At 32.1% G+C, this 14,279-nt stretch carries 15 protein-coding genes and 1 tRNA gene; 8 read left to right on the forward strand and 8 right to left on the reverse strand.

The window, feature by feature from the left end; translation table 11 throughout:
• Positions 1 to 85: 85 nt before the first annotated feature.
• From BFJ87_RS06630 to BFJ87_RS06665, 8 genes are all read left to right on the forward strand, one after another.
• Positions 86 to 853: a TatD family hydrolase gene (locus tag BFJ87_RS06630; protein ID WP_077401711.1), complete on the forward strand. Its 768-nt coding sequence runs from the start codon at positions 86 to 88 to the stop codon at positions 851 to 853.
• A gap of 14 nt (positions 854 to 867) precedes the next feature.
• Positions 868 to 1,896, forward strand: coding sequence for an asparaginase (locus BFJ87_RS06635; protein ID WP_077401714.1), 1,029 nt, complete (start codon positions 868 to 870; stop codon positions 1,894 to 1,896).
• A 67-nt stretch (positions 1,897 to 1,963) separates the two neighbouring features.
• Positions 1,964 to 2,051 (forward strand) — tRNA-Ser (locus BFJ87_RS06640).
• 81 nt (positions 2,052 to 2,132) lie between these two features.
• Positions 2,133 to 2,870, forward strand: a complete 738-nt coding sequence (locus BFJ87_RS06645) for a MotA/TolQ/ExbB proton channel family protein (RefSeq protein WP_013621394.1) — start codon at positions 2,133 to 2,135, stop codon at positions 2,868 to 2,870.
• A 24-nt stretch (positions 2,871 to 2,894) separates the two neighbouring features.
• On the forward strand, positions 2,895 to 3,344 hold the full coding sequence (locus BFJ87_RS06650) for a hypothetical protein (protein WP_077401717.1): 450 nt from the start codon (positions 2,895 to 2,897) through the stop codon (positions 3,342 to 3,344).
• Between the two features lie 12 nt (positions 3,345 to 3,356).
• Entirely contained in the window at positions 3,357 to 3,983 is a 627-nt protein-coding gene (locus BFJ87_RS06655) for an ExbD/TolR family protein (RefSeq protein ID WP_077401720.1), read from the forward strand.
• Positions 3,984 to 4,004: 21 nt separating this feature from the next.
• Positions 4,005 to 4,487 (forward strand): ExbD/TolR family protein, encoded by a 483-nt coding sequence (locus BFJ87_RS06660; RefSeq protein WP_077401723.1) that lies wholly within the window; start codon positions 4,005 to 4,007, stop codon positions 4,485 to 4,487.
• Between the two features lie 86 nt (positions 4,488 to 4,573).
• Positions 4,574 to 5,242 (forward strand): porin family protein, encoded by a 669-nt coding sequence (locus BFJ87_RS06665; RefSeq protein WP_077401726.1) that lies wholly within the window; start codon positions 4,574 to 4,576, stop codon positions 5,240 to 5,242.
• Here BFJ87_RS06665 and BFJ87_RS06670 read toward each other — a convergent pair.
• From BFJ87_RS06670 to tsf, 8 genes are all read right to left on the reverse strand, one after another.
• A complete protein-coding gene (locus tag BFJ87_RS06670; protein WP_077401729.1) occupies positions 5,237 to 5,842 on the reverse strand; it encodes a hypothetical protein in 606 nt (201 codons plus the stop codon). The two genes, BFJ87_RS06665 and BFJ87_RS06670, sit on opposite strands and share 6 nt — an antisense overlap.
• 2 nt (positions 5,843 to 5,844) lie before the next feature.
• Positions 5,845 to 7,296 (reverse strand): RNA polymerase factor sigma-54, encoded by a 1,452-nt coding sequence (gene rpoN / locus BFJ87_RS06675; RefSeq protein WP_077401732.1) that lies wholly within the window; start codon positions 7,294 to 7,296, stop codon positions 5,845 to 5,847.
• A 38-nt stretch (positions 7,297 to 7,334) separates the two neighbouring features.
• Positions 7,335 to 8,768: an asparagine--tRNA ligase gene (gene asnS, locus BFJ87_RS06680; protein ID WP_077401735.1), complete on the reverse strand. Its 1,434-nt coding sequence runs from the start codon at positions 8,766 to 8,768 to the stop codon at positions 7,335 to 7,337.
• A gap of 68 nt (positions 8,769 to 8,836) precedes the next feature.
• Complete coding sequence (locus BFJ87_RS06685; protein WP_077401738.1) at positions 8,837 to 11,254, reverse strand: efflux RND transporter permease subunit; 2,418 nt, start codon at positions 11,252 to 11,254, stop codon at positions 8,837 to 8,839.
• An 89-nt stretch (positions 11,255 to 11,343) separates the two neighbouring features.
• A complete protein-coding gene (locus tag BFJ87_RS06690; protein ID WP_077401741.1) occupies positions 11,344 to 11,742 on the reverse strand; it encodes a hypothetical protein in 399 nt (132 codons plus the stop codon).
• Between the two features lie 16 nt (positions 11,743 to 11,758).
• Positions 11,759 to 12,316, reverse strand: a complete 558-nt coding sequence (gene frr, locus BFJ87_RS06695; protein ID WP_077401743.1) for a ribosome recycling factor — start codon at positions 12,314 to 12,316, stop codon at positions 11,759 to 11,761.
• Between the two features lie 41 nt (positions 12,317 to 12,357).
• Positions 12,358 to 13,065: a UMP kinase gene (pyrH, locus tag BFJ87_RS06700; protein ID WP_077401746.1), complete on the reverse strand. Its 708-nt coding sequence runs from the start codon at positions 13,063 to 13,065 to the stop codon at positions 12,358 to 12,360.
• A gap of 172 nt (positions 13,066 to 13,237) precedes the next feature.
• Positions 13,238 to 14,203, reverse strand: a complete 966-nt coding sequence (tsf, locus tag BFJ87_RS06705) for a translation elongation factor Ts (RefSeq protein ID WP_077401749.1) — start codon at positions 14,201 to 14,203, stop codon at positions 13,238 to 13,240.
• Between the last annotated feature and the right edge of the window lie 76 nt (positions 14,204 to 14,279).

Here is a 14,279-nt window from a genome sequence, read left to right on the forward strand (position 1 = left end):
ATATCAATCTTTATCAGAAAAGATAAAATCAAACTATATCAATTTAAAAACAATAAAATATATAAGATAATTCTATTTTTGCGGTATGATATTTACAGATACACATACACATTTATATAGTGAGGCTTTTGATGAAGACAGGGCTGTTGCAATACAAAATGCAATTGATAAAGGAGTGCAACGATTTTTTATTCCTGCTATAGACTCAACTTACACAAGTTCTATGTTGAGTTTAGAGGAGGCTTACCCAGATAATGTTTTTTTGATGATGGGTTTGCATCCAACACATGTAAAAGACAATTATCATGTAGAGTTGGTACATATTGAAGAAATGCTAGAGCAGCGTAAATTTTATGCTGTTGGAGAGATAGGAATAGATTTATTTTGGGATAAAACCTTTTTAAAAGAACAACAGCAAGCTTTTAAGCATCAAATACAACTAGCAAAAAAATACAAATTGCCAATAGTTATACATTGTAGAGATGCTTTTGATGAGGTTTTTGAAATTTTAGAAGAAGAAAAAGGTAATGATTTAAGAGGGATTTTTCATTGCTTTACGGGTACTTTGGAGCAGGCAAAATTAGCTATATCTTATAATATGAAATTAGGTATTGGAGGAGTAGTTACTTTTAAGAATGGAAAAATAGATAAGTTTTTAAATGAAATTGATCTTAAACATATTGTTTTAGAAACAGATGCTCCTTATTTGGCGCCAACACCTTTTAGAGGTAAAAGAAATGAAAGTGCATACCTTATAAATGTAGCTGAAAAATTAGCAGATATATATAATAAGGACATAGAAGAAATAGCAGAAATAACAACAAAAAATTCTGTAGACGTTTTTGGTGTATAAAATAACTTATTAAAATGGCAAATACTACAAAAATATTATTGGTATATACTGGCGGTACCATTGGTATGGTTAAAGATTATAAAACAGGAGCTTTAAAGGCTTTTAATTTTAATAATTTAATGAAGAGTATACCAGAGTTAAAGCAGTTAGATTGTTCTGTGGATAGCGTTTCTTTTGAAGAACCAATAGATTCATCTAATATGAACCCTACACATTGGGTAAAAATTGCAAGTATTATAGAACAAAACTATAATGCTTTTGATGGTTTTGTAGTGTTACATGGTAGTGATACTATGAGTTATACTGCTTCGGCATTAAGCTATATGTTAGAGCATTTAAGTAAGCCGGTAATATTAACAGGGTCTCAATTGCCAATAGGCGATTTAAGAACCGATGCAAAAGAAAATCTAATAACCTCAATACAGATTGCTGCTTTAACAGAAAATAGTAAAGCAACTATACAGGAAGTATGTTTGTATTTTGAATACAAATTGTATAGAGGGAATAGAACTACAAAAATTAATGCAGAACATTTTGAAGCTTTTGCGTCATTAAATTATCCAGAGTTAGCGGAATCTGGAGTGCATTTAAAAGTAAATAAGGAGTATTTAAGAAAAAAGAAACATAACAAAGCTTTAAAGGTGCATAAAAACTTAGATGATAATGTTGCTGTATTAAAGTTATTCCCTGGTTTAAACAAAAATGTACTAAAAAGTGTGTTAAATATTCCTAACTTAAAAGGACTTGTTTTGGAGACTTATGGTGCTGGTAATGCTCCAACAGACAAATGGTTGCTAAATGAAATAAAAAAAGCAATAAAAAACGGATTGTACATTATTAACGTTACCCAGTGCTCTGGAGGTAGTGTTTTACTAGGGCAATATGAAACTAGTGAGGAATTACAAAGCTTGCAAATAATTAATGGTAAGGATATTACAACAGAGGCAGCTGTTACTAAGCTAATGTATTTGTTAGGAACAGGAGTCTCTCCAAAGCTATTTAAAACACTTTTTGAAACTCCTTTGCGAGGAGAATTGCAATAAAAATAACATATTATATTTCTTTAACTAATATTTTTTTTGTTATTTGGACGCCGTTAAACTTATTAAGAGAGAGGTGGCCGAGTGGTCGAAGGCGCACGCCTGGAAAGTGTGTATACATCACAAGTGTATCGAGGGTTCGAATCCCTTCCTCTCTGCAGATAAGTTTGCGTTTAATTTTATTATAACATTTTTTTTTTATCTTTAACCCTATTAACTAACTAAATTAAGTTTCGAAAATGAAAAGATTATCATCTATCCTAGCTGTAGCTGGGTTGTTTGTTTTTAGTACAAATACAGTAAATGCAGCTACATTATTACAAGATGCAGCGGAGAAAGAGGCGCCAAAAGGTTTTGTTCAAGTATTAAAAGAACAATTTATTACTGGTGGACCTGCTTTTATGGGTATTGTACTTTTATGTTTAATTCTTGGTCTTGCAGTGGCAATTGAAAGAATAATTTACTTAAACATGGCAAGCACAAACACTACTAAATTAAAACAAAGAGTAGAGGATGCATTAGCATCTGGTGGTGTAGAAGCAGCTAAAGAAGTATGTAGAAACACAAAAGGACCTGTTGCGTCTATTTTCTACCAAGGATTAGATAGAGCTGGTGAGAGTATTGAATCTGCTGAAAAAGCTGTTGTTGCCTATGGTGGTGTACAAATGGGTCAGTTAGAGAAAAACGTATCTTGGTTGTCTTTATTTATTGCAATTGCGCCAATGCTTGGTTTCATGGGTACGGTAATTGGTATGATTCAGGCCTTCCAAAAGATTGCAGCAGTTGGTAACTTAAGTGCATCTTTAATTGCAGGTGATATTCAGGTTGCATTATTAACAACTGTATTTGGTCTTGTTACTGCCATTATTCTTCAGATTTTTTACAACTACATCATTGCTAAAATTGATAGTATTGTAAATGATATGGAAGATTCATCAATCTCATTGATTGATATGTTGGTAGATCACAAAAAATAAGTCGGACCTTAATACAAAAGCATTATGCAAAAAATAATTAAAATAGCCTTAATAGTAATAGGCATTCTATCGGCTGTGCTATGGTATTTTTTACCATCAGGGGATTTTACTATTCCTGAGGTAGCAGCTGAGGCAGCAAATAGTAGTGCAATGAATTTTATGTTTATTATAACTTACCTTTTATTAGGGGTTGCAGTTGTAGTAGCATTGGTTTATACACTAAAGAACTTGTTTTCTACACCAGAAAACCTTAAAAAAGCTTTATTTGCTTTAGGTGGATTTGCACTTGTAGTAATTGTTTCTTATTTTATCTCAAACGGAGAGGATTTAGACCCTCAGTTTTTAGCAGATAATAATACTACAACTAGTACAGTAAAAAACATTGGAACAGGTATTTATACTTTCTTAATTTTAGTAGCAGTAGCTGTTGTTCTTATGGTTGTACCAAGTGTAAAAAAACTAATTGGTAAATAAAAAAGAATAATTATGGCAAGAAGAGGTGGAGCACCAGAAGTAAATGCCGGTTCTATGGCAGACATTGCTTTCTTACTCCTTATCTTTTTCTTAGTAACTACTACTATAGAAACAGATGCAGGTTTAGATCGTATGTTGCCTCCTAAAGAGCCGCCTACTGATGAGCAAGTAATACTTAAGCAAAAAAATATTTTTACTGTACAAATAGGTAAAGATGGTCAGTTGCTTGTAGAAGAAGACCTTTTAGATTTAAAAGATTTAAGAGAAAAAGCTATTGCATTTTTAGATAATGGTGGAGCAGTAAAAGGAGATCCTGACTACTGTAGCTATTGTGAAGGTGCAAGAAGTCCAGAGTCTTCAGATAACCCTATAAAAGCGGTTATATCATTAAAAAATGATCGTGAAACTAAGTACTCTGTTTATATAACTGTACAGAATGAGTTAGTTGCAGCGTACAATTTTTTACGTAATAGAGCAGCTAAAAAGTTAGGTTATAATATGTCTTTTACAGAAATGGAAGAAGCATATTCTAATCAAGAAACTCCAGATGATGTTAAGGAGAAATTAAAGGTAAAGATTAAGAAAATTCAAGATCTTTATCCTCAAAAATTATCTGAAGCTGAAACTACAACAAACTAATAACATTTAATACAAAGGAATATGTCAAAATTTAAAAAGAAAAAAGACGGAGAATTACCTCCAGTTTCTACGGCTTCTCTTCCGGATATTGTATTTATGCTTTTGTTTTTCTTTATGACGGTTACAGTAATGAAAGATAGCGAGCCATTGGTAGCAAATGAGTTGCCAAACGCATCTGAAATTAAGAAACTAGAAAAGAAAGATAGAGTAGTTTATATTTTTGTTGGTCAACCTACAGAAAAATATCAGAGCGCTTTTGGTAAAGAGCCAAAAATACAGTTAAACGATAAGTTTGCTAATGTTTCTGAAGTAGGAGATTACGTTTTAGAAGAAATAGCTAAGAAACCTCAAGAGGTTCAAAGTTCTATTACAACTGCTTTAAAAATTGATAAAAATGCCAATATGGGTATTGTTATGGATATTAAAGAAGAGTTGAGAAAAGTAAATGCTTTAAAAGTGAACTACACTACGTATGAAGGTGATGCTTTTAAAAATTTACAATAATTTAGATAGTTAAACTATTATATGCGCTTCAAATAGGTAAAACTATTTGAAGCGTTTTTTTATACAGTAACTTTTATGCGTACTATATGATTCGTTTATGTATTTTATTTGGACTTATATGTTTTTCTCTTTCGGCTCAAAACACTGCCGTAGATAGTCTTTATTTAGAGGATCAGTTTTATGTAGGTTTAACATATAATACCTTTGGTAGTAAACCAGCTAGTTTAGAGCAGCGTAATTTACCTTATGGATTGCAATTGGGTTTTATAAAAGATTTGCCAATTAATAAAAATAGAAATGTTGGTTTTGGTATTGGTTTAGGCTATGCGGTTAATAATTACTATTCTAACCTAATTGCTACAAAAGTAGACGGCAAAATTAGTTACTCTTTTGCAGATGAGGATACAGACTATCAAAGAAGTAAAATTGTAACGCATTTACTTGAGATGCCTATAGAATTTAGATGGAGAAAGTCTACACCTACTAAGTATAAATTTCTTAGAATATATGGCGGCGCTAAACTTGGTTATGTTTTTTCTTCTAGGTCTAAGTTTGTGTCTGATGACTATAAGGAAGTTTTTAATAACAATGATGTTATTAATTTTAGATATGGCTTACAATTTAATATAGGTTATAATACCTGGAACATTCATGTGTATTATGGCTTAAATAGTTTGCTAGATGATGCTTTTGTAGACGATGATCAACTACTTATGAGGCCAATACGAGTAGGATTTAATTTCTATATTTTATAGCCAATATTTTATTGTTATTAGTTGTGATACTAAGCCAATTATAAATCCAACTATTATTTCTAACGAGCTGTTTGTTTTTAAATATAATTTAGAGGTAGAAACTAGTCCTGTGAAAAATATAGTAATTGCAATGGCGTAAATAATATTAATCTCAAAATGTACGCTTAGACTAATTAAGAACATAAGTAGACTTCCCATACCTGTGGCGTGCAAACTGCTTTTAAAATGAATAAAAAGAAGTATTAGGGAGCAAAATACAGCAGTAATTAATCCTATAAAATAAAAATAGAGTTCTGAGCTGTAGTTATTTGGTATAACTTTATATATAACCAAAAGTAATAGTGATAGGCTTATATACAAAGGGTATTTTCTTTCTTTTATTGTTGGTAGCGTGTATGATGTTATATATCCTGTACTTCTAAGTATAATGTAGCACACAATTGGGACAATAACTGTAAGTATTAAAATTGGCAATGTATTTCCTAAAAAGTAGTTTTGTGTATAATATTGCGGTGTAATTTTAAAATAGCAAATACAGCCAATAACAGGGATAAGTAAAGGGTGAAATATGGTAGATATAATTTTGTAAAACCCTTTCATTTTTATATTTGCTTTCTTAACCTAGCAACAGGTATATTTAGTTGTTCTCTGTATTTAGCAACGGTACGTCTCGCAATTGGATATCCTTTTTCTTTTAATATTGCAGCTAATTTATCATCAGTTAAAGGTTTTCTTTTTTCTTCCTCACTAATAACATTTTCTAAAATCTTTTTGATTTCTTTTGTGGACACATCTTCTCCTTGTTCATTTTTCATAGACTCAGAAAAGTATTCTTTTACTAATTTTGTTCCGTAAGGGGTGTCTACATACTTGCTGTTGGCTACTCTAGAAACAGTGGATACATCCATGCCAATGGTATCTGCAATATCTTTTAAAATCATTGGTCTAAGCTTCCGCTCATCTCCGGTTAAAAAATATTCTTTTTGGTAGTTCATAATAGCGCTCATTGTTACATAAAGCGTTTGTTGCCTTTGTTTAATAGCGTCTATAAACCACTTGGCAGCATCTAGTTTTTGTTTTATAAAAAAAACGGTGTCTTTCTGTGATTTAGATTTTGTTTTAGAATTTTTGTAGCCTTCTAGCATATTATTATACTGTCTAGATACGTGTAATTCAGGAGCATTTCTTCCGTTTAGAGTAAGTTCTAGCTCTCCGTCTGTAATTTTAATTGAAAAATCTGGTACAATATGTTCTATTATTCTAGTATTACCAGCATATGAGCCTCCTGGCTTTGGATTTAATTTTTCAATTTCAGAAATAGCTTCTTTTAGTTCATTTTCTGTAATGTTGTGTTTTTGCAGAAGCTTTTTGTAGTGCTTTTTAGTAAACTGATCAAAAGACTTTTCTAGTATTTGAATTGCTAATTCAATAGCAGGCGTCTGTTCTTTTCTAGAAAGCTGTATAATTAAGCATTCTTCTAAAGATCTTGCGGCCACACCAGGCGGATCTAATTCTTGTACTAAATTTAGTACTTTAATTATGTCTGCTTCTTCTGCAAATACATTTTGTGTAAATGCCAGATCGTCCATAATATCTGTAATTGGTCTGCGTATATAACCGCTTTCATCAACACTACCAATTAAAAACTCGGCAATTGCCCAGTCTTTATCATCTAAATAAACGGTATTTAATTGTGTCATTAAATGTTGATGAAAAGAGGTTCCTGCTGCATAAGGAATACTCTTTTCATCATCATCTGCACTGTAATTATTTGCCTGTGTACGGTAGTCAGGTACTTCGTCATCAGAAAGATATTCGTCTATATTAATATCTTCTGCTTCAATTTTTTCGGTATCATTGTCGTACAAATCGTCATATTCATCCTCAATAGTTTCGGTTTCTTCTTTGCCGCTCTCTAATGCTGGATTTTCTTCTAACTCTTGTTTTAATCGTTGTTCAAAAGCTTGAGTGGGAAGTTGAATTAACTTCATAAGCTGTATCTGCTGTGGAGACAACTTTTGTGATAACTTAAATTGTAGGTGTTGTTTAAGCATTAATGTTAATTCTTTTTATGACTTTTATATTTTACTTATTAAAATTCTGCATTTTGTGGTGTTCTAGGAAAAGGAATAACATCTCTAATGTTCCCCATTCCTGTAGCAAAAAGTACTAAACGTTCAAAGCCAAGACCAAAACCACTGTGTACGGCGCTTCCGTATTTACGTAAGTCTGTATACCACCAAAGTTCCTTTTCATCTATATCCAATGCTTTCATTTTTTCTAAAAGCACATCTAACCTCTCTTCTCTTTGTGAGCCGCCAACTATTTCTCCAATACCTGGGAAAAGGATATCCATAGCTCTCACCGTTTTTCCATCTTCATTTAAACGCATATAAAATGCTTTTATTTTTGCTGGATAATCAAACAATATAACTGGACATTTAAAATGTTTTTCTACAAGATAACGTTCATGTTCACTTTGTAAATCTGCTCCCCATTCATCAATAATATACTTAAATTTTTTCTTTTTGTTTGGCTTGCAGTTTCTTAATATTTCTATAGCTTCGGTATAGCTAACTCTTTTAAAATTGTTGTCTGTTATAAACTTTAATTTTTCTATTAAAGGCATTTCACTACGTTCTGCTGCGGGCTTAGTTTTTTCTTCGTCTAACAAACGTTTTTCTAAAAACTCTAAGTCGGCTTTACAGTTTTCTAGCACATAAGATATTACACTTTTTATAAAATCTTCAGCTAAGTCCATATTAGCATCTAAATCGTAAAAAGCCATTTCTGGTTCTATCATCCAGAACTCTGCTAAGTGTCTAGATGTGTTAGAGTTTTCTGCTCTAAACGTTGGCCCAAATGTATATACTTTACCAAGACCCATTGCGTAGGTTTCTGCTTCTAATTGACCAGAAACGGTAAGGTTTGTTTCTTTTCCAAAAAAGTCTTCGCTATAGTCTACAGCTCCATCTTCCTTTAAAGGTGGATTTTTGCTATCTAAGGTAGATACTTTAAAAATTTCACCAGCACCTTCTGCATCAGAGCCAGTAATTATTGGTGTATGTACGTGGTAAAATCCGTTTTGTTGAAAATATTGGTGTACTGCAAACGATAATGCAGAACGCATACGCATTACAGCAGAAAAAGTGTTGGTTCTAACACGTAAGTGTGCTTTTTCTCTTAAAAACTCTAAGGTGTGTTTTTTAGGTTGTATAGGGTATGTTTCTGGGTCTGCGCCTCCATGTATTTCTAAAGAAGCTACTTGTATTTCTACAGATTGTCCTTTTCCTTGGCTTTCTACAAGGGTTCCCTTTACCTTTATTGCAGCGCCTGTAGATACTTGTTTTAATAGGCTTTCGTCCAATTTTTCAAAATCTACAACACATTGAATGTTTTGTATAGTAGAACCATCATTTAAAGCAATAAATCTGTTGCTTCTAAATGTTTTTACCCAACCACTAACGGTTACTTCTTGTAAAAGATGTTTTCCGGACAATAAATCCTTAATGCTGTTTGTGTTCATTATAAAATATGCTTCTTATTTTAAGTGATAAAGATAACTTTTTTTAAATCGTCATTAAAGCACTTAAATTAGTTTTGATTTTTGATTTGATTTTTTTTCTTAATTTTTACCTCTTCTTTTGGTAAAATATCTATTTGCGGTTTTTTAAGTACTTCTTTATTTGCTATACTGCGCTCTAATGAAAGTAAAAGCGATGGTAATAAAATTAAATTGGCTAACATAGCAAATAATAATGTTGCAGAGACTAATGCACCTAATGCAACTGTGCCGCCAAAATTAGATATGATGAATACAGAAAAACCAAAGAATAATACTATTGAGGTATAAAACATACTAACTCCAGTTTCTCTTAATGCGGCGTATACAGATTTTTTAATTGCCCATTTATTCACTACAAGTTCCTGTCTGTATTTTGCTAAAAAGTGAATGGTGTCATCTACCGATATACCAAAAGCAATACTAAAAACTAATATAGTAGAGGGTTTTATAGGTACGCCAACAAAGCCCATAACGCCCGCTGTAATAATTAGTGGCAAAAGGTTTGGTATTAGTGATATAATAATCATTCTAAAAGACCTAAATAAATAGGCCATAAATAGTGCTATAAGTCCTATTGCTAGTGCTAATGATAAAACTAAATTGTTTACTAGGTATTTTGTGCCTTTTAAAAATAACAAAGCTTTCCCTGTTAAAAATGTGTTGTACCTCTCCTTAGGAAATATTTTATCTAAATTTTCTTGCAAACGACTTTCAATATCTTGCATACGCTCAGTATCTACATCTCTCATAAATGTTGTTATGCGCGCTGTTTGTCCTGTGGAGTCTACAAAGCTTTCTAGTAAATTACCATTACTGCTGGAGTTACGGGCCACATCCATAATAAAATTATTTTCCTGTGTTGTAGGTAATTGATAGTATTTAGGTATGCCGTTGTAAAAGGCCTGTTTAGAATATTTTACTAGATTAACAACAGATATTGGATGAGATAGTTCTGGGATTTCTTCAATAACTTCTCCAAACCTATCCATTCTTTTTAAGGTGGCTGGCTTTAAAACGCCATTTTTTCTTTTGGTATCTATTACAACTTCAACTGGCATAATGCCTTTAAATTCTTTTTCAAAAAAACGTATATCTTTAAAGAATTCTGCTTTTTTGGGCATATCTTCTATTGGGCTACCAGAAATATTTATCTGATAAATGCCAATAATACTTACTGTTAATAATAAAACAGATACAATGTAAACGCTAATTCTTTTATTTCTTACAATGTTTTCCATCCAGCTTACAAAAGTATCAATCCACTTAGTGTTTAGGTGCTTTAAGTGTTTGTCTTTAGGCATTGGTAAAAAGCTGTAAATAATAGGTATTATTAGTAGTGATAAAATAAAAATTCCAATAATATTTATTGATGCTACTATACCAAATTCTTTAAGCAACTGACTGTCTGTAATTATAAAAGTGGCAAAGCCAGATGCTGTGGTAATATTTGTCATTAAGGTTGCGTTACCAATTTTAGATATTACACGTTGTAGAGAAAGTGCTTTGTTGCCGTGTTTTTTAACTTCTTGCTGGTATTTGTTTATTAAAAAAATACAGTTTGGAATACCTATTACAATAATAAGTGGTGGTATTAAGGCGGTTAGTACGGTAATTTCGTACTGTAGTAAGCCTAGTATTCCAAAAGCCCACATTACTCCTATAATAACAACACACATAGATATAAATGTGGCTCTAAAACTTCTAAAAAAGAAAAAGAAAATTAAAGATGTAACTCCTAAGGCTGCAAGTATAAATTTATTTATTTCATCTATAATATTTTTAGAATTCATTGTACGTATATATGGCATGCCAGATATATGTAAATTCATTTCTGTTTCGTTTTCAAATCTTTCTGTAAGGTTTTTAAAATCTTTTAAAATAAAATCTTTACGTACGGATGTATTTACGATGTCCTTGTCTAGATATACTAAGGTTCTAATGGTACCAGTTTCTTTATTGTACAATAGGTTTTCATAAAACGGCATGTTTTTAAATAAATGCTGTTTTAAACTGTCTATTTCTTTAGTTGTTCTAGGCTTAGATTTTATAAAGTTTTGAAGTAAAAACTTTTGGCCGTCTTCAGTTTTAACAAGTTCTTTTAAATTGTCTGTAGATAAAACAAAATCTACCTCTGGAAATGCGTCTAGTTGTTTGCTTAGTTTGTTCCAGCGGTTAAACTTTTCTGGGGTATACAGAGTGCTGTCTTTTGCTGCAATAGCTATAACGTTGCCTTCTTCACCAAACAATTTTAAAAAAGATTGGTATTTAATGTTTACCGGATGATGATCGGGTAATAGGTTAGCTTCTGAGTTAGAGAACTTCATGTTTTTCCATTGAAAGCCCAGAAAAACCGTAAAAGCTATAATAAGAAGTATAATAAGAATTCTATTTCTTAGAATTATCCTAGCAGTTTTTGCCCAAAAACCTTGCGTAATCTTTGCAACCATTATATGTATTTAAGGTGCGCAAAGGTAAAGAATGATTGTTAGTGTTCCCAAAAAATGCGGTTTAAATACGTGCTAAACCTAAATAAAACTTAATCTTTTATTGGTATTTTATATTGTTTGCAAAATTCTATGAGATCTGCTAGTGATGTGCCTTGCTTAGAAACTTCTAAGTCTCTATGTTTTTTAGTGATTAGTTGAAACCTATAATATTGTTGGCCTAGTATTGTAATAGTTTTAAGTTGAGTGATATGAGCTAGTTTGTAACTTTTTTTATATGATTTTTTGCTAATTAAATATATAGCGTAGCCGATGGAAGCAATAGCTAAAATGACAGATGCGTAAAAAAGGAGGTTGCTTCTGTTGTTTATGATGTTTAGGGTGGAGCTTGTAATAGTAAGTACAGAGAAGATTATTGCGTTTGTTTTTTGTGTGCTAATACTATCTGTAATAGTCACTTCGTTTAAATCTTCTCTGTAATTTAATGTCATATCAATTTTAGTAGAGTTATACTTTCATAATTTCTGCCTCTTTTGTAACGAGTAGTGCGTCAATTTTTTTTGTGTATAAATTGGTTAGGTCTTGTACGTCTGCTTCTGCATTCTTTTTTAAATCTTCAGACGCATCATCTAAAGCTCTAATTTCTTTGTTTGCTTCTTGTCTGGCGTTTCTAATTCCAATTTTGGCATCGTCAGCCTCACCTTTAGCTTGCTTTGCTAAATCCTTTCTTCTTTCTTCTGTTAATGGCGGAACGTTTATGATAACAAAATCACCATTGTTCATTGGGTTAAAGCCAAGGTTAGAATTCATTATGGCTTTTTCTATTTCTTGAAGCATATTTTTTTCCCAAGGCTGTACAGAAATAGTTCTGGCGTCAGGAGTGTTTACATTAGCTACTTGAGAAAGCGGTGTCGCAGATCCGTAGTAGTCTACCATAACGCTAGATAGCATAACTGGGCTTGCTTTACCTGCTCTAATTTTAATAAATGCTTTTTCTAAATGGTCTATTGTGCCATTCATACTCTCTTTAGTGCTGTCTAATATAAAATTAATTTCTTCGTTCATTGTTTTACTATTTAATCTTGGCTCAACATATACTGTGCCACTTATAAATTTACTTCTGTTCCTATATTTTCTCCTGATAGTAATTTTAATAAATTTCCTTTAGTATTCATATCAAATACAACAATAGGTAATTCATTTTCTTGACTTAAAGTAAAAGCGGTAGTGTCCATTACTTTTAGTCCTTTATTTAGTACATCCTGAAAAGATATTTTATCAAATTTAGTTGCGTTGGCATCCTTTTCTGGGTCAGATGTGTAAATACCGTCAACTCTTGTTCCTTTTAAGATTACATCAGCTTCTATTTCTATAGCGCGCAATACCGCTGCAGAATCTGTGGTAAAATACGGGTTTCCAGTACCACCTCCAAAAATTACAACACGCCCTTTTTCAAGGTGTCTCATAGCTTTTCTTCTAATAAAAGGTTCTGCTACTTCGTTAATTTTTATGGCTGTTTGTAATCTTGTTTGTACTCCTGCATCCTCTAATGCGCTTTGCAATGCTAAGCCGTTTATTACGGTAGCTAGCATTCCCATATGGTCTCCTTGTACGCGGTCCATACCATTGCTTGCACCGGCAACACCTCTAAAGATATTACCTCCACCAATTACTATTGCTACTTGAATACCTTTGTCTGTTACTTGTTTTATTTCTGTTGCATATTCTGCAAGTCTTACAGGGTCTATGCCGTATTGTCTAGAGCCCATTAAGGCTTCTCCGCTTAATTTTAAAAGTATTCTTTTGTATTGCATTTTGGTGTTGTTTATGGTTAGCAAAAATAATGAAAAAAACGAACGGTTAAGAATGTGTTATATTTAATTCTATTATTTTGTTTTGAATTTGTTATTGATTAATGATAAAAAAAAGCCGTTTTCTAAAAATAGAAAACGGCTTAAATTATGACTTTAAAAGTTTTGTGTCTTATTATCCAAGAGCAACTCTTTTAAAAGATGATACAGCAACATCGCCATAAGAAGAAACGTAAGATGCTACGTTTATTTTTTCATCTTTAATAAAGTTTTGGTCTAATAAACATTGCTCTTGGTCTAGAGTAGTGTTATCAGATACAAATCTTTCCATTTTACCTGGTAAAATTTTATCCCAAATTTGCTCTGGTTTACCTTCTGCTTTTAATTGTTCTTTTGCACTTTCTTCAGCAGCGGCCATAACTTCTGGAGTTAATTGAGCCATAGAAATGTATTGAGGTACGTTTTTAAGAGTTTTTCCTAAACGCTCTAACTCAATATTATCTTTTTCTATAACAGCAATTCTAGCTTCAGTTTCAGAGGCTATGTAAGCTGGGTCAAAATCTTTGTAAGATAATGTAGTAGCTCCCATAGATGCAATTTGCATTGCAACGTCTTTAGCTAAAGTTTCTACATTGTCTACTTTGGCAGTAAAACCAACAACAGCAGCAATTTTATTAATGTGAACGTAAGATCCAACGTAAGGAGCCTCTACGGTCTCAAAAGCGTTTATTTCTAATTTCTCTCCAATTACACCAGTTTGCTCAACTAATTTCTCTGCAACTGTCATTCCGCCAAAATCAGCTGCTAAAAACTCATCTTTAGAGTTGTAGTTAAGTGCTAATTCTCCTAATTGGTTAGCAAGTGCTAAAAAGTTTTCGTTTTTACCAACAAAATCAGTTTCACAACCTAATACAATTGCAACACCTTTGTTAGCATCTGCGTTTACTTTAGCAACAGCAGCACCTTCGCTAGAGTCACGATCAGCTCTTTTTTCTGCTACTTTCTGACCTTTTTTACGTAATACGTCAATTGCTTTGTCAAAATCACCTTCAGCTTCAACTAGAGCTTTTTTGCAGTCCATCATTCCTGCGCCAGTAGCTTTTCTTAGTTTATTTACTTCTGCAGCTGTAATTTTTGCCATCTTATTTTAAGTTTTAATATTGCTCTAAATAAATATTATTTTTTTAGAACGATGTTAAATTAATATTTTGTTTTAT

Origin of the sequence: Cellulophaga omnivescoria, assembly GCF_001999725.1 — a bacterium.
GTDB lineage: Bacteria > Bacteroidota > Bacteroidia > Flavobacteriales > Flavobacteriaceae > Cellulophaga > Cellulophaga omnivescoria.

Bases quoted from the DNA above. Each gene is read 5' to 3' on its own strand.
- BFJ87_RS06630 (WP_077401711.1), top strand. From the start codon at position 86: ATGATATTTACAGATACACATACACATTTATATAGTGAGGCTTTTGAT.
- BFJ87_RS06635 (WP_077401714.1), top strand. From the start codon at position 868: ATGGCAAATACTACAAAAATATTATTGGTATATACTGGCGGTACCATT.
- BFJ87_RS06645 (WP_013621394.1), top strand. From the start codon at position 2,133: ATGAAAAGATTATCATCTATCCTAGCTGTAGCTGGGTTGTTTGTTTTT.
- BFJ87_RS06650 (WP_077401717.1), top strand. From the start codon at position 2,895: ATGCAAAAAATAATTAAAATAGCCTTAATAGTAATAGGCATTCTATCG.
- BFJ87_RS06655 (WP_077401720.1), top strand. From the start codon at position 3,357: ATGGCAAGAAGAGGTGGAGCACCAGAAGTAAATGCCGGTTCTATGGCA.
- BFJ87_RS06660 (WP_077401723.1), top strand. From the start codon at position 4,005: ATGTCAAAATTTAAAAAGAAAAAAGACGGAGAATTACCTCCAGTTTCT.
- BFJ87_RS06665 (WP_077401726.1), top strand. From the start codon at position 4,574: ATGATTCGTTTATGTATTTTATTTGGACTTATATGTTTTTCTCTTTCG.
- BFJ87_RS06670 (WP_077401729.1), bottom strand. From the start codon at position 5,842: ATGAAAGGGTTTTACAAAATTATATCTACCATATTTCACCCTTTACTT.
- rpoN (WP_077401732.1), bottom strand. From the start codon at position 7,296: ATGCTTAAACAACACCTACAATTTAAGTTATCACAAAAGTTGTCTCCA.
- asnS (WP_077401735.1), bottom strand. From the start codon at position 8,768: ATGAACACAAACAGCATTAAGGATTTATTGTCCGGAAAACATCTTTTA.
- BFJ87_RS06685 (WP_077401738.1), bottom strand. From the start codon at position 11,254: ATGGTTGCAAAGATTACGCAAGGTTTTTGGGCAAAAACTGCTAGGATA.
- BFJ87_RS06690 (WP_077401741.1), bottom strand. From the start codon at position 11,742: ATGACATTAAATTACAGAGAAGATTTAAACGAAGTGACTATTACAGAT.
- frr (WP_077401743.1), bottom strand. From the start codon at position 12,316: ATGAACGAAGAAATTAATTTTATATTAGACAGCACTAAAGAGAGTATG.
- pyrH (WP_077401746.1), bottom strand. From the start codon at position 13,065: ATGCAATACAAAAGAATACTTTTAAAATTAAGCGGAGAAGCCTTAATG.
- tsf (WP_077401749.1), bottom strand. From the start codon at position 14,203: ATGGCAAAAATTACAGCTGCAGAAGTAAATAAACTAAGAAAAGCTACT.